Source organism: Lentzea albidocapillata (genome assembly GCF_000719115.1).
In the GTDB taxonomy this organism is placed as follows: domain Bacteria; phylum Actinomycetota; class Actinomycetes; order Mycobacteriales; family Pseudonocardiaceae; genus Lentzea; species Lentzea albidocapillata.
In genome coordinates this window covers 103,919-129,819 of record NZ_JOEA01000019.1, presented here as the reverse complement: position 1 = coordinate 129,819, position 25,901 = coordinate 103,919, and the positions used below count along the sequence as shown (strand labels likewise).

Sequence of the window (25,901 nt, the reverse complement as noted above, 5' to 3'; positions counted from 1 at the left end):
GGACGCCGGGGCTTGTTCGAGGTTCGTACTCGATTGGGGTGAGGTAGCCGAGGGCGGAGTGCCGTCGGCGGCGGTTATGGAAGATCTCGATGTAGTCGAAGATCGCGTTGGCCAGCTCCAGGCGGGTCTTCCATCGTTGGCGGTTCAGTAGCTCGATCTGCATCGATGACCAGAAGGATTCCATCATCGCGTTGTCGAGGCCGTCGCCTATGGTTCCGAAGGATGGCAGGAGGCCGGCTGAGCGGATCTTTTCGCCGAAGACCCAGGAGGTGAACTGGGTTCCGTGATCGGCGTGGACGATGCCGCCGGGCTCGGGGCGCCGGTTGCGGATGGCCATGTCGAGTGCGTTGACGACCAGGGTTGAGTCCTGTTTGGAGTCGATAGACCAGCCCACGATCCGACGGCTGAACGCATCGAGGACTGCGGCGCAGTAAAGCCATCCTTCCCTTGTCCTGTGCTGGGTGATGTCGGTGACCCACAGTTCGTTCGGTTTCAGTCGATGGAACTTGCGGTTCACCAGGTCGCCGGCGGTGGCGACGCCGCGGAGCTGTTTGACTCGTGCTGAACCGGGAAGTCCGTGGATGCCGGCCTGGTTCATCAGTAGCCATACGGTTCGCTCGCAGACGGTGATGCCCATGCCGAGAGTGAGTTCGGCGTGCACCCGTCGATGGCCGTAGGTGCCGCGCGAGGCGACGTGCACCTCCCGGATCACGCCAGTTAGCCACCAACTCTGGAACCCATCCAGTAGGGCAGGTCAAGATGTCACCTAACCGTGCAGCAGACCCATCTTGCCCGACTCCTCGGCCTGGCACTCCAGCTGGCAATTGCTAGTGTCCAGTAGCGGTGGCGGTGGACTGCGCGTTGCGACGAGTAACGCAAGCACGGAGCGAAGCGAGATACTGCGAAAACTCCTGTGCAGGTAGAACGAGAGGTGGCCATGGACCGCGTGCGGCGGGTGGGTCTGATCGTGGCTGGTGTCGCCGCCATAGCGTTCATCACAGCCCGGTTCGGACTGTTGGTGTGGCTGCCAAAAGACCAGCATCCGGTGCGGAACGTGGTGGAAGGGTTGGGCTGGCTCGCAGCGATCGTCGTTGTTCTCGTGCCTGGAGCGGTGTTCTTGGCGCGGTGGACGTGGGCAAGGCCAGCTTCGGGGGAGGCAGCAGAGCGATCTGCCTCAGACGAAGCTCCAGTTGAGCCATCGACCGGCGACCGCTCGGCCGGTGATCGCGGAGTGATCATCGAGCAAGGCGTCCACGGCACAGGGTCGGGCATCGTGATCGGGGCAGTCACGGGCGATGGCTTCAACATCACGCCGGCTCCGGCCGGGCCGACGGGAACTCCGGACCCTTCCCGGCCGACGCAGGAGTAGGGAAGCCTGCGTCGGCTACGTCCTCCCCCGCTCTCTCCCAGGCCGCTGAATCAGTCACGATCAACGGCGGCGTGAACTCCACAGGTTCGGGGCCAGCTATCGGTGTATTGGGATCGCTGTCGATCTACCAGGGCGCACCGCTACCAGAGCTCACATCTGAGTGGTTCAAGACACGTACAGAGGAGGCTCTGCGTCTGCTGGAGCCGCGTTACCGACGTGCGCTCAATGTCAATGTGCCGTTGGGTCGTGTGACGAGCGGCTTCGCTCGCCGCGCATCCTCATTGTCTCCGCTTCGCAGCTACGTCCGTCGAGCACAGAGTCATCTTGCCTTTGCCCATAGCCTCTCGTTGGAAGCAGGCAGGATCCACGCAGCCGGGCTAGAGCTCGCTAGCTTGCGCACGGACGTAGACGCCGTAGCCGTCGACGGTGTCTTGCCAATTACCCAGTGGCGCGAGCGGTGTGAGCAGGTTTTGACAGTCATCGAAGAGCTGTCGACCGCTCTTGATCTGTCCACAAGAGACGATCGTTCTGACAAGGTACGCGAAGCGCTCGATGACTGCTGGTCGGAATTGCAACGCGCAACCGAGTGGATTGACGGAGACGTACCCGCTGCGTGGAACAACAGTGTTCTCGTGATCAGCGGCGAAGCAGGCCGAGGCAAGAGCCACCTACTGGCAGAGACGCTCTCGACAGCACTGGACGAAGATCAACCCGCTGTGCTGGTACTCGGGCACACGCTCTTGAATCCAAGCGAGCCCTGGTCTCAGATCCTGGCGCAGCTGGACTGGCCCGGCACCGCTGAGCAGTTCTTGACAGCCCTGAGCGCTCGCGCGAAGGCATCCGGGCGCCGGGCGCTGCTGATGGTCGACGCGCTCAACGAAGGGGAAGGCAGGCTGATCTGGCCTGCACATCTGGCTAGCGTCCTGGAGCGCGTGGGCCGTTTCGAGTCGATCGGCGTCGTCCTGAGCGTTCGTACCGTCGCTCTTGAAGCGTGCGTTCCTGAGCCTGTTCGATCTGCCTCATGCTCGGTGATCCACGACGGATTCGCGGGGATCGAGTACCACGCAGTGGCCGCGTTCTTCCGCTTCTACGGTCTCATCGGGCCGGCAGCACCACTGTTGCTCCCGGAGTTTCGTGAGCCGCTGTTCCTCGACTTGTACTGCCGTACGGCGCAACTGCAGCCGGCGCTGTTGACAGCCACCGCCCCAAGCCTTCCCGGCGTGATTACCCGGTATCTAGCCGCGATGGATCAACTGGTCCGAGCGCGTCTCGATGTCGATCCGGTTGATCCAGTTGTCTTCAAGGCATGCATGGCGCTGGCTCGATCAATGCGGGAGGCGGGCCAGCGGTGGCTGAGCCGAGACGAGGCGAAGCAGGTGACACAGCAGGTCTTGACGACCGCCGGAGGCCATTCGAAGTCACTCTTCGCCGCGTTGATCAGCGAACGAATCATCATCGAGGATGTCGTCAGAGGCAGCGGCTCTTCGCATGAACTTGTACCGGTGGTGCGATTCGCCTACGAGCGACTAGCAGATCATCTGATCGCTCAGGGCCTTCTCGACGAGGCTCGAGGTAGAGACAGCTTTGACATTGAGGCCCTCGGCCAGATCGTGTCGACTCTGTCCGCGGGTGAGAGCACCATCGATGCGCTGGCCGTACTGCTTCCGCAGCAGGCTGGTCTGGAGTTAACCGCACTGGCGAGCTACGCGTCTCCAGAAGTCGGACCTAGGCTGCCTGAGAGAGTGCTCCAGTCCTTGTTGCTACGCGACAAGGATGCGATCACGGATGCCGCTGTCGAACTCATGGAAGAGACGTTGCTCGGTGAGGTCAGGCCTGCTGCGGATCGTGCCGCGCGAGTTGCCATCGCGCTTGCCTGTAGCCCCGGCCACAGGCTCGATCATCATTGGCTGACCACAACGTTGACCGCATTGCCGATGTATCGGCGGGACATGACATGGACCGCTGCCACCGCGGGCCGTCCTAGGCGCCCCACCCCGTACGGCCAGCTACTGCGTTGGGTGGAGGTTGAGGACGACCAACTGCTCGGTCGCGTGTCACCTGACTCCGCGCTTGCGGTGGCTTCCACTCTAATGTGGGCCTTCACGAGCTCAGACCGATTCCTGCGCGACCAAGCGACACGACGTTTGATCAAATTGTCCGTCTTCCATCCGTACGTGTTGACTTCACTGCTGCAGAGCGCGATCGCGGTCGACGATGTCTATGTGCTGGAACGAGTCTGTGCTGTGGCTTATGGCGTCGCACTGCGGGGGCTACCAGACGACCAACTGCAGAGTGTCGCGACGGCCCTTCTCGACACGGTCTTCGGGGACGGCGATCCGCCGGTTCACATCCTCCTTCGCGACTACGCGCGCAACACGGTCCGACTTGCGCATCAGCGCAAGGTGGTGTCCGACGTGCAGTGGTGCGCCGCGTCAGGGCCGTGGTCGAGTCCTTGGCCTGGCCGCGACGTGCCTTCTACGCAGGATCTCGAAGCCGCCTATCCCCTTTTCGACGATGACAGGACGGGCCGCGAGGGGTCGCTGTGGGCGTCGATACACCTCAGCGTGCTGGAAGACGGCGACTTCGCCCGATACGTCATCGGCACCGACCACCCTTACAGCTTTCCGTTCAACACCCGCCTGCTGGACGGACGAGTTACCTCCATTCCAGACTCTCCGGACCCCGCGCAGGCAGCAGCTGAGCCCGAGCAGACAAGCATGGTAGACAGGCTCATTGATGCTCTGCCCGCAACGCATCCACTCCACGCTCAGCTGACCGATCTCGTTGCATACGCCGAGTCGCTCGACTCCCAGGAGAAGAAGCAGCCTCGCCTTGATGATGCGTCGTTCGACACCGACCTCGTGTGCAGGTTTGTGTTCGTTGGCGTTGTCGAGCGCGGATGGACTCCGGAGCGTTTTGGGAAGATCGACCAGGAGCTCGATGGCTCCCGGTCAAACGGACGTTCCTCACACAAGCGCGAACGAATTGGCAAGAAGTACCAGTGGCAGTCATGGCATGAAGCGCTGGCACGCCTGGCCGACACCTATCATCTGCGGCGAGAGGCACAAGATCAGCCCACCTTCACGCACGCCGCTCAGATCCCCTTCGCACGCGACCTCGATCCTTCGCACTTGCTTGCTGGAAACCCGGAAGACGCCAGCAACCCCCACAGCGACGAGCAAACCACGGACTGGTGGCTACCACTGCCAACACCGTCGGCACCCGATCTGTCAACTTTGGACAGTCAGTGCGCTTGGGTTGCAGACCAGTCCGCACTACTGGACACCACGGGCATCATCTTCTTGCCTGGTCACCTCGTCGCGCGCACCCCTGCTGGCAAAGCCCTTGCCATCACTGACGATTCCGACTGGATCCTGCTGCACGGCACGGTCGCGTGGTACTGGGATCTCTACGGCCGCACCAAAGGACTAGCTTCAGGCCGATGGGCGGACCATGGTGTCGTTCACCGAAGCGTGTTGATCAAACAATCTGACGTAGCCACAGCACTTCAAGTCCCTCCCAAGCGGTATCAACCGCACACGTACAGCCAAGACTTCACCGACGGCCCGTTTCTCGGGGAGTTCCCCGACCAGCCGGCCTTCGCTGATTTGGTCGAGGAGCGCGAAGACCGCGGCGGCTGGACCACTGACTCAGGCGTAAACGCATCCGTTCTATTGGCAGCGGACCGCTACGTTTGGGAAGGCTCCATCTACGACTGCTCATTGCATCACACCGTTTCGGTCACGCTGCCCAGCGCCCGCGTACTCGATCTCATGGCGCCCGGTGCCCGCCCCCAGGACGGTGCCGTCTACGACGAGAACAACCAGGTGATCGCATTCGCTCCTGATGTCTACGATCACGGAGACGCTGCCCTGATTGTCCGGGCTGACATCTTCCACGGTGCTTTGCGGTCCACCGGGCTCGCGCTCGGGCGAGTGATCTTCCAGGAACGCCGATCCGGCATCTCAGGTCAACGCGACCCGTTCCCAGGCATGATCACCCGCACCAGCTTGCACATCCATCTGCCTGACGACGCAGGCTGGAACCACGCGGGATCGGCCTCCCACGATGAGATCATCCCACCTCGTCGAACCTCAGGAAGCACTTAGCGCTAAGGCAGGTGGCCTTGCGACACGGATCAGACTTCTCGATCATGAGCCCGATCCGATTGACTTGGCGTCAACTTCTGCTTCCGCTTAGCCACAGCCCGTTCCTCGCGTTCGTGACCCCTCTCGAAGGCCTCTTCGGCGCTGCACAGGAGACGGTCAATGCCGACCATCCACACGATGTGCTCGCCGTCGATGTAGCCCTCCTCGTCACGAGATGAAGCGCCCAGCGTGAAGCTTTCTGTGGTCCAGCACAGTGAACGGAGGGCCCAGCTGGCCGGCTCGACGAGGCCAGAGGTCGTCGGTCCCACGATCAGTGCTCCGCCCTCCGTGAGCTCCTGATGTGCCCACGCCGCCGAGAGAGAGCCAGCATGGCTGTGGTGGCTCGCCCAGCGGTAGTAAGGGCGTAGGTGTTGAGTGTCGGTGAGAGCAATGAGTCCCGCGAAGCTGGCGTCCTTCTTCATGCCCGGCAGACCAACAGCCCAGCCGTACGCGGTCTTGTACGCCTCGCCAAATCGTTTGATCAACTTTTCGCGTGCGGTCTTGATGTCGGTGACCTGGCGGGCGTCCATAGGGTCGAGTTCGAGCGTGCGCCGATGATCTTTGTAGGTCTTGGCGTCGTCGGCGGCAGTGACAATCTTGTGTTGCAGGTATCGCTCAGCGAGGTCGGCGTACTCGGGTTCTTGGCCATAGGACGCAAGTACTTGCGCGATCACCGATACCTCGTACAGGGTTCGGCATCGGACCAGGGCCTCGTCCACGTATCCGCCGACGAGGTCGTGGTGCACAGCGCGGGCGAGCCGACACGCGCGAGCGTGCAGCAGAATCAGCGCCGCGTACAGCAAGTCGTGCCGTTTCTCAGCGGCTGGGCCTTCTTGCTCCACGAAGGTCTCGGCAAAGTCGACGATCGCCGACCAGGTCAGTAGGTACTTGTCGAGCGCCTTGCCCCAATGCCGACGAACTGCTCGACGATGCTTGAAGTCGCCCCATTTGTGCCGCCGCAACCTGCGCCGACTATGTGCCATGAAGCGCCGGGCGTAGTCGTCGGCGAACCTGGCGACCTCGGGATCGTTGGCCGGATGCTCGATGACGTGAGCGGGATCCTGCGGGGTCACCCTTGTCTCCTAGGGGCATATGGGCTGGCTGTCTCTGTCGGGCACGGATGGCATCCGCACTTGAGCGAGGCTGTATCCGTCGGCTTGGGTGTCTCCGGTACGCTGCTCGCTACGGATGTCAGCAGCACACTCTATTGGCTCTCGTTTGCTACCAGCACGACACGTCAGTCCGGACGAAGCCTTCGGCGTAAACGGATGCGGATGGGTAGGTCCCTTGGGGGGCAACAAACCAGAGCCGATTCCATAGAGGTGAAATCGTGTTTGCTGAACTGTCCGAGATGTTGGCGCCGCTGCCGCTGGTTGTCGTGGTCACGGTGGCGGGGACTTACATCGTCAGCTACCTGATGGTGGTCTCAGTGGCTGTGTTCCACGCGGACCCGGCTCGGCGGGCGGATGCGCAGAAGCTTCTTGAGCGTAACCCGCTCAGCAGGCTGGGCCGCCGGAGGTAGTGAGGTGGGCCCCAAACACGGTTCCGTTGCTGGGGCCCACCCTCCGCGGGCACCGACGTCCACGGCGGGGCCTGTCGCGCAGCGAACGCGGCCTACTCGCCGCAGCGCTTTCACACGTCGATCGCTCGCAGTCGGTGCACGACACGACAACTCCACTGGTAGCAGAGCATGTTCGACAAGCAGTTCTGCCGGATGCGATCGACCATCCACAACAGAAACTTGAAGCCGGCATCGTTGAAGCAGCTTCAAGGGCGATCAACGATCTGCACGGTTTCCGCCCGTGAGCGTCTGCCGCCCAGCCAGGTGTTTTCACGCTGTCATTCCGGGCGATGGGTACCTGACCCTGATCCTGGAGCCCACCGCACTCGGCCCGCTGCTGGCCGAGCTGGTTCCACGTGATGTCGACGGTGAGGTTCACGGCACCTGGCCGCTTCTGTTGACCGTCACGACACCTGCTGACGGCCAGGCTGGGGCGTTAGACAGGAACAACCGGGAATCGACCCACCGAAGCTCCGACTGACACCTCGCCTATCCACCTACTAGCCAGCGTGTTGGACGGCTGTCCCCGCCCAACACGCTGCCGAACGGCGGACTGCCTATGCGCTGAGAGCGATACCGGCGTCGACACCGACCGGACGCCCCGAACGCACCGCCTTGATCAATCGCCGCGACCTCGACGAGCCGACACGAAGCCGCTGCCGCAAGGTCTCCGCCGATATCGGTCGATGGTGTAGCTCGCGGTGACGAACGTCTTCGCGCCGTGCGCGTTCCAGAAGGTCGTCATGGTTCACCTCCGCAGGCTCGTCAGGGCGAACAGGAATGCCTGGCGGGCTGGCCAGGTTTCAGGCACCTGTGCTGGCTGTTCCACGGCTTCGTGTTCAACTAGCTGGCACTTACTCATGCCTTGCAGGAGGCCTGGACCAACATCGGCCCATCCGATCAGCAGCAGCGGGCCCACTGCATCGAAGGCCGCTTTCCCGTACTCCGAGGCGATCACCGGGTCAGCGATGTTCAACGCCAAAGTGACAACACTGCAGAACATGAGCAATCGGCGCACAGGTTTGAGCTGTGCGTCATTCGCTCCAGCTGCGGCCAGTTGCCGAAGGCCGAGCAGCAGGCCCATGACAGACAGATCAACGGCCGGTGCCACGAGCGGTGCGACCCACCCAGGTACCCCCAGGCGGAGACCAAGGCTCAGGACGTTGCCAAAGCCGAAGAGGAACGTCAGTCCGACGACTGCGCCCATGATGACGAGCACGGCGCGGCGGATCACTTCGTCAGACATTCTCACCGATCCCCATCCTCAGCTGCATCTCCTCGGCACGTTCGGCAGCGGCGCTGGCGCCGTAGTGGCGCGGCATGTCCTCCGACGTCCAGCCGAGCAGCAACATCAGGTCGCCGGTGTCGCCGCCCGCTCGCTTCCACTCGTGTGCGAAGTTGTGCCGCCACCGGTGCGCATGCACGCCTGACAGCCCGGCAGAGAGACCACGACGCTTAATCATGATCTTGATGCCGTTGGGCTTCAGCGGCTTGCCGCCACGGTCGGCGAGCCACAGGTCGGGCAGTTCGGCACCCTTGTGCTTCGCGCGAGCGCGGAGGTAGCGGCTGATCGCTCGTGCGGTCTTGGGCCCGTAGCGGACGCGGCGGTCCTTGTTGCCTTTGCCGTGGTAGTGCGCGGAGTCGGTGTCCTGGTTGAGGTCCTCAAGGCTGAGGTTCCCGACTTCGGACAGGCGGGCACCGGTGTTGTAGTAGAGCCGGATGATGGCCTCGTCGCGGAGCTGGACGAAGTCTTTGCCCTTGCAGGTGCCGAGGACCTTCTTGGTGTCGTCGTCGCGGATGACGGCGATGAGCTTCTTCTGCGGCTTGGGCTGCTTCACCCGCTCCATCGGCGAGCGGTCGATGTCCTCCTCGTCGAGCATCAGCCACTTGAAGAACTGCTGCAGACCCTTGTGCTTGTTCAGCGCCGTGGCGCCAGACCGCGTCTCGATCATCCAGGCCTGGAAGAACTCGATGTGCGCACGAGTCACCTCGCACGGGTCGTCGGCGGCATCGTCGGCGTCCGGGTCGGGCGAGTACTCGGCGAGGTAGCGCGCGAGCTGGGCGGCGGCCAGGAGGTAGTTGTAGCGAGTGGTCTCCGAATGACTCGCGGATCGCAGCGTGCGGTCCCAATCACGCAGATAGCCCGTCCACGTCTTCGAGAGACCGTTTGAGAGCTGGTTCAGGTCGAGAAGAGACATTGTGAAAGCCCTCCGAGTAAAGGGGTCGATGAGCGTCGTGCTCGACCCGGCAGAACTCGGCAAGATCACAAAAAGAGGGTCCTCGCAGTGTCTGACCTGCGAGAACCCTCTTGGCCGTCGGGACGACAGGATTTGAACCTGCGACCCCTTGACCCCCAGTCAAGTGCGCTACCAAACTGCGCCACGTCCCGGCCACACTTCCGGTTCCCCGGCGTGCATGGGAAATCGTACAACACCGCGGACAGAGATCAAAAACGGCCCCCGCAACAGGCCGCGAGCTGCGGAAATACGGCGGGGACCCGAAGTTCGGGTCCCCGCGTCCCTCGGTCCGACCGATCCCCCGATCCTCGACCGACACCAGAACTATGCGGTGGCGGCGTCTCGGGCGCCACCTCCGAAAGTCGAGTCTTGTCCGTCAACCTTCGACTTACCGGGTGGTAGGACGGCGCTGACGCTGAAGCCGCCATCTGCTCGGTACGAGGTGGTCAGGGTGCCGCCTGCCAGGCGTACTCGTTCGGAGAGGCCGTGCAGGCCGGCGCCTCCTCCGTCTGCGGGGGACGGTAGGTCGCCTGGGCCGTTCACGACTGTTACTCGGACTGGGGAGGCTCGGTCCACGGTCACTGTCACGGTGGCGCCTGGGGAGTGTTTCGTCACGTTGGTGAGGGATTCTTGGACTACTCGGAAGAGGGCTCTGGAGACCGCTGGGGAGAGGGGTGTGTCGCCTGTTTCGGACAGCGTGACGGAGACGCCTGCTACTCGGGCTCGGTCGACGAGTTCTTGCAGGGACGGGTAGGTCGTGTCGGAGTTCAGGAGGCCTAGGGCTGCTCGCATCTCGGACAGCGATTCCTTTGCCAGCGCTCGTAGGCGTAGTGCTGTCTCGCGGACTGCCGGGTCTGGTGCGGTGGCGGCCAGGGCTGCGGATTCCACGGCGATGAGGGTGGCGTGATGGCCTACCGCGTCGTGGATTTCGCGGGCTATCCGGGCTCGTTCCGCGGCTCGGGCCGAGGTTTCTTGGGCCTCTAGTTCTGCTGCTCTTGCTCTGCGGGTTTCGTAGAGCGACTGGGTCAGTTCCTTGCGGGTGGTGAGGAGGGCGCCCAAGGCTGTGGGGGCTGCTGCCAAGCCGAATGCGAAGGCGGTGGCCAGGAGCAGGGGACCGATCGGGATGGTCTCGGTCAGCAGGACCGGGGTGATCGAGGCGACTGTCATCAGCAGAACCCAGAAGGCCTGGACCGGGATCGACTTTTCCTTGCTGCCCAGGCGGTACTGGGCGACGAGGGCGGGGGCCCAGCCGAGGCCGCCGGCTACCGCGGGGACGCACAGGAGGGACGCAAGCCATGGCCAGCGGAGGCGGAGGGAGAGAAGACTATCGCGGTCCAGAGGGACCAGGTGAACGGGCGGTCCTGGGTCAGGAGGACGACGCCTGTGGTGATGCCTACGGTGAGGGTTTCGCGCAGGGCTGGTTTCACCACACACCGACCTGGTGGGCGACCAGAGCCGCCTGCACCCGGTTTTCCACGCCCAGCTTGGTGAGGACGGTGGAGACGTAGCTCTTCACCGTCGCTTCGGAGAGGCAGAGTTCCTCGGCGATCGAGTGGTTCGAGCGGCCGGCCGCGACCAGTTCCAGGACCTGGCGTTCGCGGGCGGACAACGAATCCAGCTGCCGGTTCGCGCGGAAGCCCCGTAGACGAGGCAGCAGGCGGGCGGTGATGCGCGGGTCCAGGACGGCTCCGCCGGCTGCGAGGTCTACCACGGCTCGGACCAGGGCTTCCGGTTCGGCGTCCTTCAGCAGGAAGCCCTGGGCGCCCAGGTCCAGGGCTGTCGCCACGTAGTCGTCCAGGTCGAACGTGGTCAGCACCGCGATCGCGGGCGGGGTGGCCCAGGTTCGCAGGCGGCGGACCGCCTCCAGGCCGTCCACGCCGGGCATCTGGACGTCGACCAGCGCCACGTCCGGCAGGTGGGCGAGGACTTGCTCGACCAGTTCGGCGCCGTCGGCTGCTTCGCCGACTACCTCCACTCGTCCGTCTGCTTCGAGGAGAACTTTGAGGCCCCGCCGCAGCAGGGCCTCGTCGTCGGCTAGCACCACGCGTACGGCCACCAACCCAACCAACCGCACCCCATGACAAAGGGCAACCAGATCGGCCGGGTCGGCACCCGGAGAACTACTTCTTGGAGGAGCCGGCCTTCTTCTTCTCGCGCACGCGCACGGAGATGCGGACCGGGCTGCCCTCGAAGCCGAACTCCTCACGCAGCCTGCGCTCGATGAACCGGCGGTAGCCCGCCTCGAGGAACCCGGTCGTGAACAGCACGAACGTCGGCGGGCGGGTCGAGGCCTGGGTCGCGAACAGGACCTTGGGCTGCTTGCCGCTACGCACGGGCGGCGGGGTCGCGGAGATCAGTTCGGTCAGCCACTGGTTCAGGCGGCCGGTCGGAACGCGGGTGTCCCACGAGTTCAGCGCGGTGCGCAGGGCGGGGGCGAGCTTGTGCACGGCGCGGCCGGTCAGGGCCGAGATGTTGACCTTGTCCGCCCACGGCACGCGCACGAGACCGCGCTCGAGTTCGCGCACCATCTCGTTGCGGCGGTCCTCGTCGACCAGGTCCCACTTGTTGAACGCCAGCACGCACGCGCGGCCCGACTCGACCACCATCGTCAGCACCCGGAGGTCCTGCTCCGCCAACGGCTCGTGCGCGTCCAGCAGCACGACAGCGACCTCGGCGGTCTCGATCGCGGACTTGGTGCGCAACGACGCGTAGTACTCGGCGCCGCCGGAGAACTTCACCCGCTTGCGCAGGCCGGCGGTGTCCACGAAACGCCAGATCTCGCCGTCGAGCTCCACCAGCGAGTCGACCGGGTCGACGGTGGTGCCCGCGACGGAGTCGACCACCGAGCGGTCCTCGCCCGTCAGGCGGTTCAGCAGCGACGACTTGCCGACGTTCGGCTTGCCGACCAGCGCCACGCGGCGGGGACCGCCGTGGCGGCCGCCGAAGTCGTCGCGCGGGCTCTCGGGCAGCCTCTCGAGGATCACGTCGAGCAGGTCACCGGAGCCGCGGCCGTGCAGGCCGGACACCGGGAACGGCTCGCCGAGCCCCAGCGACCACAGCGACGCGATGTCGGCCATCAGCCGGTCGTCGTCCACCTTGGACGCGCAGAGGATCACGGGCTTGTTCGACCGGCGCAGGACCTTCGCGACGGCCTCCTCGGTGGACGTCGCGCCCACCGACCCGTCCACGACCAGCAGGATCACGTCGGCGGTCGCCATCGCGAGCTCGGCCTGCGCGGCCACGGAGGCCTGCAGCCCGACCGCGTCCGGCTCCCAGCCACCCGTGTCGACCACGGTGAACTTGCGGCCGTTCCACAGCGCGTCGTACGCGACGCGGTCACGCGTCACGCCCGGCACGTCCTGCACCACGGCCTCTCGCCGGCCGATGATGCGGTTGACCAGTGTGGACTTGCCGACGTTCGGCCGTCCCACCACCGCGAGCACCGGCTGCGGCGGAGCGGCTTCCTCGCCGCCAGAGCCGTCGAGGTCGTCGAAGGCTGACCAGTCGGCCTCGTCCTCCCAGGTGCCGTCCAGGTCCGTCATCGTCTTCCCTCACTCATACGAAGTCCATCTAGTTCGGCGACCAGTGTCGCCAGGCGATCGCGCACCTGCTCGGTGGCAACGCCCAAAGCCGCTCGACCCTTCCCCTCGGGCAGGTGGAACGGCTCACCGATCAGCACGTCGACCTCGGGCCGCCAGCCCTTGGCCTGGTACGTCCCGCGGCAGGCGATCGGCAGCACCATCGCGGCGGATGTCTTGGCGAGCCACGCGGCGCCGTTCTGCGCGCTCGCCACGTCGCCCTCGCCGCGCGTTCCCTCGGGAAAGATCCCGATCACGCCACCGGCTTTGAGCACGGACAACGCGCTGGTCAGCGCAGTGCGGTCGGCCTCTCCCCGCTTGACGGGGATCTGCCCGATCTTGGCCAGGAGGTAGCCGGCGGCGCCCTTGAACATCTCCTGCTTGATCAGGAACGTCACGCGCCGGGGCAGCACCCCGAACAGGATCGGCCCGTCGGCCATCGAGCTGTGGTTCGCGACGACGACCACGCCGCCGCTCAAGGGTACGCGGTCGCGCCCGTGCACCCGAATCCGGAACTGCCAGGCGTAAGGGACCCGCCCGATCCAGCGGCCGAGGTCGAACAGCCAGGGCACCGTCCCCTGGGGAACGCTCACCCGGTCACCCGCAGTCCGCGCCGGTCCACGAGTTCCAGCAACGCGTGCACGGTGCCCACGAGGTCGAGGTCGGTGTTGTCGAGCACCACCGCGTCGTCGGCCGCCTTCATCGGCGACACCGCGCGCGACGAGTCGTACTTGTCGCGGCGCTGCACGTCGGCGAGCGCGGCGTCCACAGTGGACTGACGCCCTGCGGCGTTGTCCTGCTTGGTCCTGCGCGCGGCTCGCGCGTCCGCCGACGCCGTCAGGTAGACCTTCAACGGGGCGTCGGGCGACACGACGGTGCCGATGTCGCGGCCCTCGACGACGATCCCGCCAACGTGGTCGACGGCGTCCGCGATGATCGCCCGCTGCTGGGCGACCAGCAGTTCGCGCACGTGCCCGGTCGCGGAGACGGGTGACACCGCCAGCGACACCTCGGGCCCGCGGATCTCGGCCGACACGTCGTCGCCGTCGAGCGTGATGCCCGGCCTGCGCGGGTCGGTGCCGACCACGAGCATCGCGTTGTCCACGACCGCCGCGACCTTGACCTCGTCCGCCGGGTCGACGCCCGCGCGCAGCACCGCCAGCGCGATCGCCCGGTACATCGAGCCGGTGTCGAGGTAGCGCGCGTCCAGCGCCGTCGCGAGGCGCTTGGCCACGGTGGACTTGCCGGTGCCGGCCGGTCCGTCGAGAGCGACCACACCGCGCAACTGACCCTGGCCCACAGCAGCTCCCTCCGAGACACCCACGGCCACATTGTGCCTGGTGCGGACGCTCACACCGGCACCGGGACGGGCGATCACCCTCCACCGCCGGTCCGGAAGCCGCGAGACGCCAGGACCAGGCCACCGCAGTGGAACGAGAAGCGCTGACGGCACTCACGGATTTCAAAGAGCCACCTGCGGTATCGATCGGTGGAATCGGCAACAGGCGCGAACCTTCCCGGCCGATCTGGTGAGCGCATCACCGAGATCCTTGGAGGACTGAGTGACCACCGCTGAACAGCGCACCGAGGTCGAGGCATTGCTGCGCCGCACGCTCGCCGCGCACAAGTCGATGTTCCTCGCCACGGCCGGTTCGAACGGCTCGTGGGTGAGCGGCGTCTACTTCGCCGAGAACGGGCTGCACACGCTCGAGCTCGTGCTGGAGGAGCGCGGCCGGACGCTCAAGGCGATCGAGGAGAACCCCGAGGTGGCGCTGGTCGTGTCGACCGGGTCGCCGATGGAACCGTTCCTGCAGGCCCGCGGTACGGCCGTGGTGGTCGAGGGCGCCGAGGACGAGGCCGTGCGGCAGCGGCTCGTGGCGAAGGTGCCCGAGGTCGCGCCGTTCCTCGCCACGCCCATTCGCTCGGTGAAGGTGTCCGTGCCTACGTGGCGCGTCACCGACATCGCCAACGGGTGGTTGCCCGGCAAGGACTTCAGCGCCTGAGGTCGCCGGAGCCCCGCTCGTCCGGGCGGGGCTCCGTCCGCGATCAGCGCCGCCTTCAGTGGTTGAGGTCGGTCCTCAGCGCCGCCGCCCCGCGCAGGTAGACGTGCTTCACCGACGACCGCGGCAGATCGGTCTCGACGTGCGCCAGCAACCTGATCACGCGCGGCATCGAGCCCGGCACCGCGATCTCGGTCGCGGACAGCAGCGGCACATCCGAGAGCCCGGCGAGGCGCGCGGCGTAGGCGGGGAACTCGGAAACCAGATCGGGTGTCGCGGTGAGGACAACGCTGATCAGGTCGTCGGACGTCAACGCGTTGCACGCCAACACCTCTCGCACCAGCTCGGCCGTGGCCTCCAGCAGCAGGTCCCGCGAGTCCGCGTCGATCTGCGTGGCTCCCCTGATCGCTCGTACCGCCATGCGATCGACCCTAGCAGCGGTCCTCAGTGGACTTCAGCGGTCGACGACGATGTTGGGGAACTTGAGGGTGAGGCCGAGCAGGTTCACGACGTAGGCGCCCCAGCCGCCGCCGAGCAGCACCAGCCGCCGCTGTCCCAGTGACGACGCCGTCTCGATCAGCACGTGCAGGCCGCTCGATCCGATGAACGTCAGGGCGGTGAGGTCGACCACCACGTCACCGTCCCCGGACAAGCAGGCGAGCGCGAGTTCGGCGCGCAGCAGGTCGCTGTTGCTCAGGTCGACCTCGCCGGTGAGCGTCACCAACTCGCCGTGGCGGCGTACCTCCAACAAGTCTGGCTGGGGTTCCATCGTGGGTGCCTCACGAGTCGGGAGACAGCAGGCGCACTCCCAGCGGCCGGGTGCCGGTGTCGAGGTCGATTTTCAATGCGAGCCCGGCACGCGTCCAGTGCCGAACGAACCGGCCGGGCAGGGCCCTACGGTGACAGGTCGGCCAGCAGAAGTCCGCTACGCGGCTTCGGCGTGAAGTAGGTGCTCTTGCGCGGCATCTTGGTACCGGCCAGCACCTCCCGCAACGGCACCGGCGCGATCAGCAACACCGCCTCGGCCTCCACGGACGGGTCCACGACCGCCCGCACGCACGGGCTCTCCGGGTCGAGCCCGAGCGCCTGGTCCAGCAGCAGCGACTCCACGACGGCGTGGTCGATCCCCTGTCCCGCAGGCAGTTCGACCCGCAGCACCGCGTCCGGGCAGCGCACCACGACCACACCCGGTTCCGGATCGACGACGTACGGCAACGACGACACCGCCAGCCCTGCCCGTTCCCACGCGGTCACCAGATCGGAGGTGGTCAGCCCTCTGCCGACGATCGCGCGGTGGATCGGCCCGACCCGCAGGCCCGGCCCGGACGTGACGAGCGCGAGCAGGCCTTCGAGGCCCGCCTCCCGCGCCGCCGCGACCCGGTGGTTGCCGTCCGCGACGAGCAGCGGATGCGCGCCCGCCGCTTCGAGGAACCGCTCCTGCGACTCTCCCGGCCCGACCAGCCACACCCAGTGCCGCCGCCCACCCGAGTCCACCAGCGACACGGCCGGCTCCTCGGTCATGCCGAGAACCAGGTCCGTCAGCCCGTCGTGCGGGGTGATCGGGATGAGCATCGCCGCACTCGTGGCGATGCCCAGCGACGCCAGCACCTGCCCGCGTTCGGCGACCACGTCCGGGTAGACGTCCTCGGTGCGCTCGATCCCGTCCGGGTCGACCAGGCACAGCAGACCGCACGCCGTCCCGTCCGGTCCGTCCACGCGGTACGGCGCCACGACGTCGGTGACCTCGGTGTACGCCCGCCGGATCAGCGCCGCGAGCTCGGCCCTGGCGTGGGGCAGCGCGTCGAGCAACCCGGTGCCCGCGGCCAGCGCGGCAGGCGTGCGGTGGGGGTGCTGGACGGCCAGCAACGTGCCGTGCGGGGCTCTCGCGAGCGCCCCGATCACCTGGCCGGGTTCGGCGAACTCGTCGACGTCGGGGCCGGGCACGCGCTCACGTACCACCCAGCCGCGACGCACGGGGCGTACACGCAGTGACATGCACGTATCATGATCTGTGTGAACGTAGAGATCACGCCCCTTCCGGGCATCGGGACGCGTCAGGACTTCACGATCCGCGCCGGACGACGCGTAGGCGTGATCACCTACCGGGACGGCCGGTTCGAGCTGATCCTGTCGAAAGCGACGGATCCCGACTCCTGTGCCGCCTCGATACCCCTCTCGCCGGAAGAGGCGAACACGCTCGCGGGCCTGCTCGGCGCGCCGCAGCTCGTCGCCCACCTGCGCGAGGAGCACCGCGACATCACGGGCATCACGACCCGTCAGCTGCCGGTGACCGCCTTCGTGAACCACACCCTCGGCGAGACGGCTCTGCGCACGAGGACCGGTGCGTCCATCGTGGCCGTGGTGCGCTCGGGCAACGCTCATCCGTCGCCCGGCCCCGACTTCATCTTCGAAAACGGCGACCTCGCGGTCGTCGTCGGCACCGCGGAAGGCCTCGACGCCGCCGCTCAGATCTTCCACGGCGGTTAAACCACAGTGCATGAGACAACTGTTGCCATGATCCAGCTCGGCGCGGTGTTCTTCGGCCTCGGCCTGCTGGGTCGTGTGGCTCGCCGTGCCGGAATCTCCCCGATCCCGCTCTACCTGATCGGCGGGCTCGCGTTCGGTGAGGGCGGGTTGATCCCGTTACATGGCATCGAGGAGTTCACCCACCTCGCCAGCGAGATCGGCGTCGTACTGCTGCTCCTGCTGCTCGGCCTCGAGTACTCGGCGTCCGAGCTCACCACCGGGCTGAAGAAGTCCTGGATGGCCGGTGTCCTCGACCTGGTGCTGAACGCGGCGCCGGGCGCGATCGCGGCGTACCTGCTCGGCTGGGGCACGGTCGGGGCGCTGGCGATGGCCGGCGTCACGTACATCTCGTCGTCGGGCATCGTCGCGAAGGTGCTCGGCGACCTGGGCCGGCTGGGTAACCGCGAGACGCCGGTCGTGCTGTCCGTACTCGTGTTCGAGGACCTCGCGATGGCCGTGTACCTGCCGGTGCTGACGGCCGTTCTCGCGGGCGTGAGCTTCCTCGGCGGGCTCACGTCGGTCGGCATCTCGTTGCTCGCGATCACCGTGGTCCTGGTGGTGGCGTTGAAGTACGGCCGGTTCATCTCGGCCATTGTGGACAGTCCCGACCACGAGGTGTTCCTGCTCAAGCTGCTCGGCTCCGCGCTGCTCGTCGCGGGCATCGCCTCGCAGCTGCAGGTGTCCGCCGCGGTCGGCGCGTTCCTGCTCGGCATCGCGATCTCCGGGTCGACGGCCGAGAACGCGACGCGTCTGCTCGAGCCGCTCCGGGACCTGTTCGCGGCGATGTTCTTCGTCGTGTTCGGACTGAACACCGACCCGCGTTCGATCCCGCCGGTGCTCGGCATCGCGGTGGCGCTGGCCGCCGTCACGACCGCGACGAAGGTCTTCACGGGCTGGTGGGCGGCGAAACGTCAGGGCATCGGCAAGATGGGCCGCATGCGTGCGGGCGTGGCACTCGTGGCGCGCGGCGAGTTCTCGATCGTCATCGCCGGACTGGCCGTGGCGTCCGGCCAGGTGCACAACGACCTGGCGGCGCTGGCCACCGCGTACGTGCTGCTGATGGCCATCCTCGGGCCCATCGCGGCCAAGTACGTTGAGCCAATCGGTGAATTCTTTCAGCGCAGACGGCAAATGGCCTGAAACAACTGCCCCGATGTGACGACTCTCTAGTGAGGGCTAGACGGAGAGTAGGGGCGAACAGTCATGACCGAACCCGCGGAAGTGGAGACCACCGGCCGGTTCCTGGTGCTGCTGCAGGAAGACGCCATCGAAGAAGGACTGGCCGAGCTCGGCGGCATCGCCGGGTTCGACCCGAACAGCGGCGATCTGGACACGGAGGCCGTGCAGGTCTTCCCCGAGCTCGGTGTCGCGGTCGTGACCGCCGACCCGAACCTGCTGGCCGAGCTGAACGGCGCCGCCGAGCGCCCAGGCCCGGTGCAGATCGTCGAGCCGGAGCGCGTCGTGCACGTGTTCGCGGCACCGGTCGAGGAAGAGGCGCCGGAGGCCGCGGCCGACGAATCCGTGCTGACCTGGGGGCTGCAGGCGGTCGGCGCGGACGTCAGCACGGCCACCGGCAAGGGCATCAAGATCGCGGTCCTCGACACCGGCTGGGAGAAGAACCACCCGGACTTCGCGGGCCGCGCCATCACCACGAAGTCGTTCATCACCGGCGAGGACGTGCAGGACGGCCACGGCCACGGCACGCACTGCATCGGCACGTCGGCGGGCCCGCGCAAGCCCGCCACGCTGCCCGGTTACGGCGTCGCGCACGAGGCCGAGATCTTCGCGGGCAAGGTCCTGTCGAACGCGGGCTCCGGCTCCGACGGCGGCATCCTCGCGGGCATCGACTGGGCGGTGGCGAACGGCTGCGCGATCATCTCGATGTCGCTGGGCGCCGACGTCCCGGTGAACACGCCGTACTCGCAGATCTACGAGACCGTCGCCCAGCGCGCGATGGCCAAGGGCACGCTGATCATCGCGGCGTCGGGCAACGCCTCCTCGCGCCCGGCCCGCATCGCGCCGGTGGGCCACCCGGCCCGCTGCCCCAGCATCATCGCGGTGGCGGCGATCGACGTGAACCGAGCGATCGCGTCGTTCTCCTCGGGCTCGGCGGACAAGATCGGCCAGATCGACGTGTGCGCGCCGGGAGTCGACGTCTACTCGTCGTTCAAGCTCCCCCAGAAGTACTCACGCCTGCGCGGCACGTCGATGGCGACCCCGCACGTGGCCGGCGTGGCAGTCCTGATCGCGGAGAAGACCGGCGCCCGCGGCTACGAGCTGTGGGCCCGCCTCGTCGGCACCGCGCTGCGCCTGCCGTTGCCGTCCACCGACATCGGCAGCGGACTAGTCCAGGCGCCATGACCGCTTCGGTGGACCAGGTGATGGTCTCCGTGACGGAGGGCAGCCTCCCGAAGGTCCTCGACGACCTGCGGGAGGCGGGCCTCGTGGTCGACACGGTCCTGGAAGCCCTGGGCGTGGTCACCGGCACCGCCGAGGTCAGGGCCATCCCGGCCCTGCAGGCGGTGCCCGGCGTCATAGATGTCGAACGGCAGTGGCGCGTGCAGCTCCCTCCGTACTGACTAGGCTTCGCGCTGACCCCATCGGCGGCTGATCGAACACGTGTTCTATGCTGTGCGCGGGGTCACGTCGTTGCGGAGAGAGGAAACCTGATCGTGTCGGACACGCTCACCGAGGTGCAGGCAGTCGAGGAGACCGTCGTGGAAACGGCGGCCCCCGAGGCCGAGGCCCCGAAGCCCGCCGAGGCTGCCAAGCCCGCCGAGGCTCCGAAGGCCGAGGCCCCCAAGCCCGAGAAGCCGAAGGCCGGCCGTCCCAAGAGCACGGCGAAGAAGACGCGCACCGTAGAGCTCACGCTCACGGTGACGGGCACCGCCGAAGGCGAATGGCAGGCCGACCTGGTCCACGGCACGCAGCGCGTCGTGTCGGGCCTGGTCATCCCGGCCATCGCCGTCGCGAAGGCGGCCAAGGAGCTGCACGTGGACATCGCCGAGGGCATCGAGTCGGTGCTCGAGGCGGCGCGCGACCAGCACCGCACCCGCATGGAGGAGCTGGAAGCCGAGCTGGCCAGGGTGAAGGCCCAGCTGGCAGAACTCTCCGAGTAACTCAGCACACGGAAAAGGGGCGGCCCGCTTAGGCGGACCGCCCCTTTTCCGTGTGCCGTCAGGAGCGGCTAGCGCGACGGATCCAGCACCAACTTCCCAGCAGTCCGACGAGCCCGCAGATCCTCGTGCGCCTGCTGGACGTCGCCGAGCCCGTACTCGCCACCGGGAACAGCCTTCAGCTTGCCGTCGACAACAAGCTGGAACAGCTCCGCCATCGCGCGGTGAGCAAGCGTGCCGTGCTCGGCGTCGCGCACCTTCAACGCGTGGGGCAGCCACATACCCGCAACGGCCGTGGAGTGCACCAGCAACGCCCCGAGGTCGACCGGCTTAGGCCTCTCCCGCGAGGCCATGCCATAAAACGCAAGCCGCCCAAACGGAGCCAGCGCAACCAACGACTGGTCAGTGACAGCCCCTCCGGTCATGTCCAGCACGACATCAACCCGCCGCCCACCGTTGGCTTCCTTCAACGCGGCGGTCATGTCAGCAGAACGAGAGTCGATCGCGACATCGGCCCCAAGATCAAGCGCCAGCTTCCGCTTGTCCTCGGAAGAGGCGGTGGCGATGACCCGCCCAGCCCCCCACAACTTGGCCAGCTGAACGGCAATCGTCCCGACCCCACCGGCAGCGGCATGGACGACAACCGACTCACCGGCCTCCATGTGAGTCGACTTCCGCAGCAACAACCAGGCGGTAGCACCCTGAACGATCAACGACAACGCGGTCAGATCGTCAACACCGTCAGGAACATCAAAGGTGGTCAGAGCAGGCGCCACAGCCTTCTCCGCGTACCCACCGGAGTTCTTCGTGAGCGCGACGACCCGACGCCCATCCGCAGTGGTCCCGACGACCTCGCCGCCCGGAACCAGCGGCAACTCCATCTTCGCCAGGTAGGAGTTCTCCGCCTGATGCGTGTCGGCGTAGTTCAGCCCGGCACGCGAGACGGTGATCAGCACCTCGCCCTCACCCGCGACAGGGTCGGGCAGCTCCACCTGCTGGAGCACCTCTGGCCCGCCGAACTCGGTGATCTGAATGGCACGCACGGTCAGTTCTCCTCAAGCGCGATGGAAACGGGGTCCTTGCGAGCGGCCTCGATGCGCGAGCCGTCAGCGGCACGGGGCCCGGGCGGGTTGCGGAACCCGAACGGCTCCGACGAACGACCTGCCTGCACGAACCAGGCCTCGCCGGTTCCCGAACCCTCCACAATGGACATGAAGGTGTCCACGACGGCCGACACGGGCAGGATCGGCATGCCGATCTCCTCCAGCGTCGAGCGCAGCGGAACGATGATGTTGGTGTCGGCGAACGCCGGGCACAGCGCGTTCACGCGCACGTCGGGATAGGCGCCACCGAGAGAGCGCACGAGACCGACGACGGCCGCCTTGTTGGCGCCGTAGACGGGGTCGCCCGGCATCGGCATGAGGCCGGCCATCGAGGCCGTGGCGATGATCTGGCCGCCGCGCTTGCGCACCTCGGGCAATGCGTGGTGCGCGCCGTAGACGACGCCGTCGAGGTTGATGGCCATCGCGCGCCGGTACACGTCGACGTCGAAGTCGTCGCCCAGCGAGCAGCCGGTGCCGATGCCGGCGTTCAGGAACGCGATGTCGAGCCCGCCGAACTCGCGCACGGCGAGAGCAACGGCCTCGGCCGAGTCCGAAGGCACCGTCACATCGCAGCGCACGAACACGCCGCCGATCTCATCGGCGACGGCTTTGCCCTGGTCGGCGTCCACATCAGCCACAACGACGCGCACGCCGCGCGATGCCAGCCGCCGGGCGGACGCGGCACCGATGCCGTTGGATCCGCCGGTGACGAGCGCGACCTTGCCGGTGAAGTCCACGGGCATCTGCCTCCTCGAATTGCCACATTCCGACCAGTCGGTATGGTCGTCCGCACAGGCCTGGACGTCAAGCGGACTGATAGGTACGTTACTAAGCGCTCGCTTAGCTCACCATCCCCTCACCGAAGGAGGACCCGTGGCCGACAGGGTTGCGATCGTCACCGGCGCGGCTCGTGGCATCGGCGCCGCGGTCGCGCAGCGCCTCGCCGCGGACGGCCTGGCCGTCGCGTTGCTCGACCTCGACGAGCAGGGCGTGCTCGACGGCGCAGACAAGATCGTCGCGAGCGGTGGGCGCGCCGTCGGCCTCAAGGTCGACGTGGCGGACGAGGAGCAGGTCAACGCCGCGGTGGCGAAGGTCGCCGAGGCCCTCGGCGCCCCGACCGTGCTGATCAACAACGCCGGCGTGCTGCGCGACAACCTGCTGTTCAAGATGACCTCCGCGGACTGGGACACGGTCATGAACGTGCACCTGCGCGGCGCGTTCCTGATGAGCAAGGCCGTGCAGGCGTTCCAGACGAAGGAAGGCTTCGGCCGCATCGTCAACCTGAGCTCCACCTCCGCTCTCGGCAACCGCGGCCAGGCCAACTACTCCGCCGCCAAGGCCGGTCTGCAGGGTTTCACCAAGACCCTCGCGATCGAGCTCGGCAAGTTCGGCGTCACGGTGAACGCGATCGCGCCCGGTTTCATCGCGACCGAGATGACCAAGGCGACCGCCGAGCGCATGAAGATTCCGTTCGAGGACTTCCTCACCGGTGCGGCGCAGACGATCCCGGTCGCGCGCGTCGGCCAGCCGGAGGACATCGCGCACACCGCGTCGTTCCTCGTCAGCGAGGGTGCCGGGTTCGTGTCCGGCCAGGTCATCTACGTCGCCGGCGGACCGAAGGACTGAGGGCTCCCACCATGCGCGCTTTCGAGAGCATCGACGAGCTGGTCGCCGCCAAGGGCGAGCACCTCGGGTTCGGCGAGTGGCACGAGGTCACGCAGGAGCAGGTCAACCTGTTCGCCGACGCGACGCTGGACCACCAGTGGATCCACATCGACGTCGAGAAGGCGAAGAAAGGTCCATTCGGCGGACCTGTGGCCCACGGCTACCTGACGTTGTCGCTGGTGCCGTACCTGGTGCGGGACGTCTACACCGTCAAGAACATCAAGATGGGCGTGAACTACGGCAGCAACAAGGTCCGCTTCCCGCAGCCGGTACTGGTCGGCGCCAGGGTGCGCGGCGGGGTCGAACTGCTGGACGTCACGGACATCGCGCTGGGCAAGCAGCTCGTGACCAAGGTCGTCATCGAGATCGAGGGCAGCGACAAGCCCGCGTGCGTCGCCGAGATCGTCAGCGTGATCGTGCCGTGAGGCTGTGGATCAGCAGGTCCGCGTAGTGCTCCGCCAGCCGCCCGGCCGGGATGTCCCCGTCCGGGCGGTACCACGTGCCGAGCTGGTGCAACGACCCGAAGAAGTAGTACGTGGCGACGTCGGCGGGCACGTCGTCGCGGAACGTCCCGTTCCGCTGCCCCTCCTCGATCAGGCCGCGGAACTTCTCGTGGTAGCGCCGCCGCTCCGCCCGGACCTCCCGCTGCTTCTCTTCCGAGAGGTGGTTCATCGAGCGGAAGAACACCTTGGCGGCGTCGAAGTCGTCGACGCTCGTGACGATCACGTCGATCGCGGCCTCGCGCAGCCGCTCGGCGACCGGGCCGGTGCTCGACGCGATCTTCTCCAGGTGTTCGGTCTGCAAGCGCAGCAACCGCCCGTAGATCTCGTGCAGCAGGTCGTCCTTCGACCCGAAGTAGTGGTACATCGCGCCTTTGGTGACACCGGCGTGCTCCACGATCTCCTGCACGGCGACGCGCTCGTACCCCTTGTCCGCGAACAGGCGGGTGGCGGCGTCGATCAGTCTTTCAGGCACGGTCACGACCGGAGCGTACCTCCCGACCAAGGAGAATCCAGGCAATGATCAGCCGCTGGACCGTTGTCGCCGACCGCGACGACCTCACCAAAACCGAAGTGTTGCACGACGAACTCCCCGCCCTGGCCGACGGCGAAATGCTCCTGCGCGTCAGCCGGGTGGGGCTCACCGCCAACAACGTCACCTACGGCGTGATCGGCGACATGATCGGCTACTGGAACTTCTTCCCGGCCGGCGGCCCCGGCCAGGGCGTGATCCCGCTGTGGGGCCTCGCCGACGTCGTCGAATCCACAGTGGACGCTCTGCCCGCCGGCACCCGCGTCTACGGCTACCTGCCGATGGCCAGCCACCTCGTCGTGCGCCCCAGGCTGACCTCGGCCGGTTTCGTCGACGCGAGCGACCACCGCGCCGAGCTGCCCGCCGTCTACAACAGCTACCTCGTCACCACCCAGGACCCCGCCTACGACGAGCGGCTGGAAGACCTCCAGGTGCTGTACCGGCCGCTGTTCCTCACGTCGTTCCTGCTGGCCGACCGGCTGGTGGACAACGACTTCCACGGCGCCCGCACCGTCGTGATCTCCTCGGCGTCCAGCAAGACCGCGTTCGGCACCGCGCAACGCCTTCGCGGCGCCGGTGTGCGGGTCGTGGGCCTGACTTCGGCCCGCAACGTGGAGTTCACCAAGGGCCTGGGCCTCTACGACACCGTGCTCCCCTACGACGCTTCGGTGGACGTCGAACCTTCGGTGTACCTGGACTTCAGCGGGTCGGACGAGGTGCGGTCGGCGCTGCACGACCGGCTCGGCTCCGACCTGGTCAAGGACATCTCGATCGGACTCACACACCAGGCCGCCTCGCAGGATGTGCGCTCCGAGTTCTTCTTCGCCCCGGATCAGCTGCGCAAGCGCACCGCCGACTGGGGTTCCGAGGGCCTGGCTCAGCGCTTCGGCGAGGCCTGGCGGGGGTTCACCGCTCAGGCCGGTGAGTGGGTCGCCGTGGTGCAGCACAGCGGGCCGGAGGAGTTGGTCGGCGTGTGGCAGGCCGTGCTGGCCGGCAGGGCGAAACCGGACAGCGCGGACGTGATCACCTTCTGAGCAGCCCGGCCAGCAAGCCCGCGATGTTGTGGGCGTCGTCGTGACCGCGGTGGTGCGTGCCGTCGAGCCTCTGCCCGGCGAGCCGCACCGCCTCGGCCATCCCGACCTCCCGCGGCAGGGCGTGCACCAGCGCGAACAACGTCTTCACGTTGATGTGCCGCGGCCCGAACGGGTACCGGACCCCGAAGTCGGCGCACTGCCGTTCGAACATCTTCCGGTCGTAGTCACCGTACGAGGCCCACACCCGGCGGTCCGACCGGAACTCCTTGCGCAGGACCGCACACGCCTCGGCGAACGAGACCCCGCCGGCGACCTGGTCGGCGGTCAGCGTCGTCAGCTCGGTGCAGAAAGGGCTGACCGACGACCGCGACGGTGCTACCAGCACTGACCGCCGCTCACCCCGGATCCCGGACGCCACCGTGACCGGGCAGATCCCGATCTCGATGATCTCCGAGACCTCACCGGGAGGCGGTGCGCCCTCCCAGCACGTCGACTCCACGTCGACCACCAGCACCTCGTCCAATGCGATCAC

General features: G+C 66.8%; 28 protein-coding genes, 1 tRNA gene and 1 pseudogene. 12 read left to right on the top strand and 18 right to left on the bottom strand.

Translation table 11 applies throughout. The annotated features are described in order from the left end of the window. Window positions 1-724: pseudogene (locus IG04_RS0129700) on the bottom strand (IS3 family transposase); the annotation flags it as partial. 213 nt (window positions 725-937) lie between these two features. Here IG04_RS0129700 and IG04_RS46750 point away from each other — a divergent pair. Together IG04_RS46750 and IG04_RS0129690 are read left to right on the top strand one after the other, a co-directional pair. Beyond that, window positions 938-1,369 (top strand): hypothetical protein, encoded by a 432-nt coding sequence (locus tag IG04_RS46750; RefSeq protein ID WP_144065778.1) that lies wholly within the window; start codon window positions 938-940, stop codon window positions 1,367-1,369. A 392-nt stretch (window positions 1,370-1,761) separates the two neighbouring features. Further along, a complete protein-coding gene (locus IG04_RS0129690) occupies window positions 1,762-5,478 on the top strand; it encodes an NACHT domain-containing protein (RefSeq protein ID WP_144065777.1) in 3,717 nt (1,238 codons plus the stop codon). Window positions 5,479-5,507: 29 nt separating this feature from the next. On the opposite strand, the gene IG04_RS0129685 is transcribed toward IG04_RS0129690, so the two are convergent. Then, window positions 5,508-6,590, bottom strand: coding sequence for a DUF5677 domain-containing protein (locus IG04_RS0129685; RefSeq protein WP_030480041.1), 1,083 nt, complete (start codon window positions 6,588-6,590; stop codon window positions 5,508-5,510). 257 nt (window positions 6,591-6,847) lie between these two features. On the opposite strand from IG04_RS0129685, the gene IG04_RS0129680 reads away from it, so the two are divergent. Continuing rightward, window positions 6,848-7,039 carry a hypothetical protein gene (locus IG04_RS0129680; RefSeq protein WP_030480040.1) on the top strand — a complete coding sequence of 64 codons (192 nt, stop codon included), beginning with the start codon at window positions 6,848-6,850 and terminating at the stop codon, window positions 7,037-7,039. A 658-nt stretch (window positions 7,040-7,697) separates the two neighbouring features. Here the strand turns inward: IG04_RS0129680 and IG04_RS48705 are convergent. The 9 genes from IG04_RS48705 to cmk all read right to left on the bottom strand — a co-directional run bounded on the left by IG04_RS48705 (window position 7,698) and on the right by cmk (window position 14,169). Then, window positions 7,698-7,823 (bottom strand): hypothetical protein, encoded by a 126-nt coding sequence (locus IG04_RS48705; RefSeq protein WP_276326715.1) that lies wholly within the window; start codon window positions 7,821-7,823, stop codon window positions 7,698-7,700. 3 nt (window positions 7,824-7,826) lie between these two features. Continuing rightward, complete coding sequence (locus IG04_RS48310) at window positions 7,827-8,324, bottom strand: hypothetical protein (protein ID WP_338043600.1); 498 nt, start codon at window positions 8,322-8,324, stop codon at window positions 7,827-7,829. Further along, complete coding sequence (locus IG04_RS0129670; RefSeq protein ID WP_030480038.1) at window positions 8,317-9,276, bottom strand: tyrosine-type recombinase/integrase; 960 nt, start codon at window positions 9,274-9,276, stop codon at window positions 8,317-8,319. Before IG04_RS0129670 ends, IG04_RS48310 begins: the two co-directional genes overlap by 8 nt. Window positions 9,277-9,393: 117 nt before the next feature. Further along, window positions 9,394-9,467: transfer RNA gene (locus IG04_RS0129665), tRNA-Pro, on the bottom strand. Between the two features lie 172 nt (window positions 9,468-9,639). After that, the gene (locus IG04_RS49000) at window positions 9,640-10,482 is read right to left on the bottom strand and encodes a sensor histidine kinase (protein ID WP_144065776.1); all 843 of its coding nucleotides are present in this window, start codon (window positions 10,480-10,482) and stop codon (window positions 9,640-9,642) included. A 256-nt stretch (window positions 10,483-10,738) separates the two neighbouring features. After that, window positions 10,739-11,371 carry a response regulator gene (locus IG04_RS0129655; RefSeq protein ID WP_036016238.1) on the bottom strand — a complete coding sequence of 211 codons (633 nt, stop codon included), beginning with the start codon at window positions 11,369-11,371 and terminating at the stop codon, window positions 10,739-10,741. A 64-nt stretch (window positions 11,372-11,435) separates the two neighbouring features. Then, entirely contained in the window at window positions 11,436-12,857 is a 1,422-nt protein-coding gene (gene der, locus IG04_RS0129650) for a ribosome biogenesis GTPase Der (RefSeq protein WP_030480035.1), read from the bottom strand. After that, window positions 12,854-13,486, bottom strand: coding sequence for a lysophospholipid acyltransferase family protein (locus IG04_RS0129645; RefSeq protein ID WP_030480034.1), 633 nt, complete (start codon window positions 13,484-13,486; stop codon window positions 12,854-12,856). The genes der and IG04_RS0129645 overlap by 4 nt, the downstream gene beginning before the upstream one ends. Beyond that, complete coding sequence (gene cmk / locus IG04_RS0129640) at window positions 13,483-14,169, bottom strand: (d)CMP kinase (RefSeq protein WP_030480033.1); 687 nt, start codon at window positions 14,167-14,169, stop codon at window positions 13,483-13,485. The genes IG04_RS0129645 and cmk overlap by 4 nt, the downstream gene beginning before the upstream one ends. A gap of 286 nt (window positions 14,170-14,455) precedes the next feature. Here cmk and IG04_RS0129635 point away from each other — a divergent pair, with 286 nt between their 5' ends. Then, window positions 14,456-14,896: a pyridoxamine 5'-phosphate oxidase family protein gene (locus IG04_RS0129635; RefSeq protein ID WP_030480032.1), complete on the top strand. Its 441-nt coding sequence runs from the start codon at window positions 14,456-14,458 to the stop codon at window positions 14,894-14,896. Between the two features lie 55 nt (window positions 14,897-14,951). Here IG04_RS0129635 and aroH read toward each other — a convergent pair whose 3' ends face one another. The 3 genes from aroH to IG04_RS0129620 all read right to left on the bottom strand — a co-directional run bounded on the left by aroH (window position 14,952) and on the right by IG04_RS0129620 (window position 16,888). Next, a complete protein-coding gene (aroH, locus tag IG04_RS0129630) occupies window positions 14,952-15,314 on the bottom strand; it encodes a chorismate mutase (RefSeq protein ID WP_030480031.1) in 363 nt (120 codons plus the stop codon). A gap of 33 nt (window positions 15,315-15,347) precedes the next feature. Then, window positions 15,348-15,662 carry an STAS domain-containing protein gene (locus IG04_RS43000; protein WP_084402242.1) on the bottom strand — a complete coding sequence of 105 codons (315 nt, stop codon included), beginning with the start codon at window positions 15,660-15,662 and terminating at the stop codon, window positions 15,348-15,350. A gap of 125 nt (window positions 15,663-15,787) precedes the next feature. Then, on the bottom strand, window positions 15,788-16,888 hold the full coding sequence (locus IG04_RS0129620) for a DUF1015 family protein (protein ID WP_030480029.1): 1,101 nt from the start codon (window positions 16,886-16,888) through the stop codon (window positions 15,788-15,790). 18 nt (window positions 16,889-16,906) lie between these two features. Here IG04_RS0129620 and IG04_RS0129615 point away from each other — a divergent pair, with 18 nt between their 5' ends. The 5 genes from IG04_RS0129615 to IG04_RS0129595 all read left to right on the top strand — a co-directional run bounded on the left by IG04_RS0129615 (window position 16,907) and on the right by IG04_RS0129595 (window position 20,538). Next, a complete protein-coding gene (locus tag IG04_RS0129615; RefSeq protein WP_030480028.1) occupies window positions 16,907-17,380 on the top strand; it encodes a cation:proton antiporter regulatory subunit in 474 nt (157 codons plus the stop codon). Window positions 17,381-17,407: 27 nt separating this feature from the next. Continuing rightward, window positions 17,408-18,559: a cation:proton antiporter gene (locus tag IG04_RS0129610; RefSeq protein WP_030480027.1), complete on the top strand. Its 1,152-nt coding sequence runs from the start codon at window positions 17,408-17,410 to the stop codon at window positions 18,557-18,559. Between the two features lie 63 nt (window positions 18,560-18,622). Then, complete coding sequence (locus IG04_RS0129605; protein ID WP_030480026.1) at window positions 18,623-19,780, top strand: S8 family peptidase; 1,158 nt, start codon at window positions 18,623-18,625, stop codon at window positions 19,778-19,780. Then, a complete protein-coding gene (locus IG04_RS0129600; RefSeq protein WP_245816750.1) occupies window positions 19,777-19,998 on the top strand; it encodes a hypothetical protein in 222 nt (73 codons plus the stop codon). Before IG04_RS0129605 ends, IG04_RS0129600 begins: the two co-directional genes overlap by 4 nt. Before the next feature lie 93 nt (window positions 19,999-20,091). Continuing rightward, on the top strand, window positions 20,092-20,538 hold the full coding sequence (locus IG04_RS0129595; protein ID WP_030480024.1) for a DUF6319 family protein: 447 nt from the start codon (window positions 20,092-20,094) through the stop codon (window positions 20,536-20,538). Window positions 20,539-20,606: 68 nt separating this feature from the next. Here IG04_RS0129595 and IG04_RS0129590 read toward each other — a convergent pair whose 3' ends face one another. Both IG04_RS0129590 and IG04_RS0129585 read right to left on the bottom strand, forming a co-directional pair. After that, entirely contained in the window at window positions 20,607-21,578 is a 972-nt protein-coding gene (locus IG04_RS0129590) for a quinone oxidoreductase family protein (protein ID WP_030480023.1), read from the bottom strand. A gap of 2 nt (window positions 21,579-21,580) precedes the next feature. Continuing rightward, the gene (locus tag IG04_RS0129585) at window positions 21,581-22,381 is read right to left on the bottom strand and encodes an SDR family NAD(P)-dependent oxidoreductase (RefSeq protein ID WP_051770929.1); all 801 of its coding nucleotides are present in this window, start codon (window positions 22,379-22,381) and stop codon (window positions 21,581-21,583) included. 130 nt (window positions 22,382-22,511) lie between these two features. Here IG04_RS0129585 and IG04_RS0129580 point away from each other — a divergent pair, with 130 nt between their 5' ends. Next, window positions 22,512-23,264, top strand: coding sequence for an SDR family oxidoreductase (locus IG04_RS0129580; protein ID WP_030480021.1), 753 nt, complete (start codon window positions 22,512-22,514; stop codon window positions 23,262-23,264). 11 nt (window positions 23,265-23,275) lie between these two features. Further along, entirely contained in the window at window positions 23,276-23,728 is a 453-nt protein-coding gene (locus IG04_RS0129575) for a MaoC family dehydratase (protein WP_030480020.1), read from the top strand. On the opposite strand, the gene IG04_RS0129570 is transcribed toward IG04_RS0129575, so the two are convergent. Next, window positions 23,709-24,284 carry a TetR/AcrR family transcriptional regulator gene (locus tag IG04_RS0129570; RefSeq protein WP_245816749.1) on the bottom strand — a complete coding sequence of 192 codons (576 nt, stop codon included), beginning with the start codon at window positions 24,282-24,284 and terminating at the stop codon, window positions 23,709-23,711. The two genes, IG04_RS0129575 and IG04_RS0129570, sit on opposite strands and share 20 nt — an antisense overlap. A gap of 38 nt (window positions 24,285-24,322) precedes the next feature. Here IG04_RS0129570 and IG04_RS0129565 point away from each other — a divergent pair, with 38 nt between their 5' ends. Further along, window positions 24,323-25,369: a DUF2855 family protein gene (locus tag IG04_RS0129565; RefSeq protein WP_030480018.1), complete on the top strand. Its 1,047-nt coding sequence runs from the start codon at window positions 24,323-24,325 to the stop codon at window positions 25,367-25,369. Here the strand turns inward: IG04_RS0129565 and IG04_RS0129560 are convergent. Beyond that, a complete protein-coding gene (locus IG04_RS0129560; protein WP_030480017.1) occupies window positions 25,359-25,901 on the bottom strand; it encodes a 3'-5' exonuclease in 543 nt (180 codons plus the stop codon). The two genes, IG04_RS0129565 and IG04_RS0129560, sit on opposite strands and share 11 nt — an antisense overlap.

Bases quoted from the DNA above. Each gene is read 5' to 3' on its own strand.
- IG04_RS46750 (WP_144065778.1), top strand. From the start codon at position 938: ATGGACCGCGTGCGGCGGGTGGGTCTGATCGTGGCTGGTGTCGCCGCC.
- IG04_RS48705 (WP_276326715.1), bottom strand. From the start codon at position 7,823: ATGACGACCTTCTGGAACGCGCACGGCGCGAAGACGTTCGTCACCGCG.
- IG04_RS48310 (WP_338043600.1), bottom strand. From the start codon at position 8,324: ATGTCTGACGAAGTGATCCGCCGCGCCGTGCTCGTCATCATGGGCGCA.
- IG04_RS0129670 (WP_030480038.1), bottom strand. From the start codon at position 9,276: ATGTCTCTTCTCGACCTGAACCAGCTCTCAAACGGTCTCTCGAAGACG.
- IG04_RS49000 (WP_144065776.1), bottom strand. From the start codon at position 10,482: ATGACAGTCGCCTCGATCACCCCGGTCCTGCTGACCGAGACCATCCCG.
- der (WP_030480035.1), bottom strand. From the start codon at position 12,857: ATGACGGACCTGGACGGCACCTGGGAGGACGAGGCCGACTGGTCAGCC.
- aroH (WP_030480031.1), bottom strand. From the start codon at position 15,314: ATGGCGGTACGAGCGATCAGGGGAGCCACGCAGATCGACGCGGACTCG.
- IG04_RS43000 (WP_084402242.1), bottom strand. From the start codon at position 15,662: ATGGAACCCCAGCCAGACTTGTTGGAGGTACGCCGCCACGGCGAGTTG.
- IG04_RS0129620 (WP_030480029.1), bottom strand. From the start codon at position 16,888: ATGTCACTGCGTGTACGCCCCGTGCGTCGCGGCTGGGTGGTACGTGAG.
- IG04_RS0129610 (WP_030480027.1), top strand. From the start codon at position 17,408: ATGATCCAGCTCGGCGCGGTGTTCTTCGGCCTCGGCCTGCTGGGTCGT.
- IG04_RS0129605 (WP_030480026.1), top strand. From the start codon at position 18,623: ATGACCGAACCCGCGGAAGTGGAGACCACCGGCCGGTTCCTGGTGCTG.
- IG04_RS0129600 (WP_245816750.1), top strand. From the start codon at position 19,777: ATGACCGCTTCGGTGGACCAGGTGATGGTCTCCGTGACGGAGGGCAGC.
- IG04_RS0129585 (WP_051770929.1), bottom strand. From the start codon at position 22,381: ATGCCCGTGGACTTCACCGGCAAGGTCGCGCTCGTCACCGGCGGATCC.
- IG04_RS0129575 (WP_030480020.1), top strand. From the start codon at position 23,276: ATGCGCGCTTTCGAGAGCATCGACGAGCTGGTCGCCGCCAAGGGCGAG.
- IG04_RS0129565 (WP_030480018.1), top strand. From the start codon at position 24,323: ATGATCAGCCGCTGGACCGTTGTCGCCGACCGCGACGACCTCACCAAA.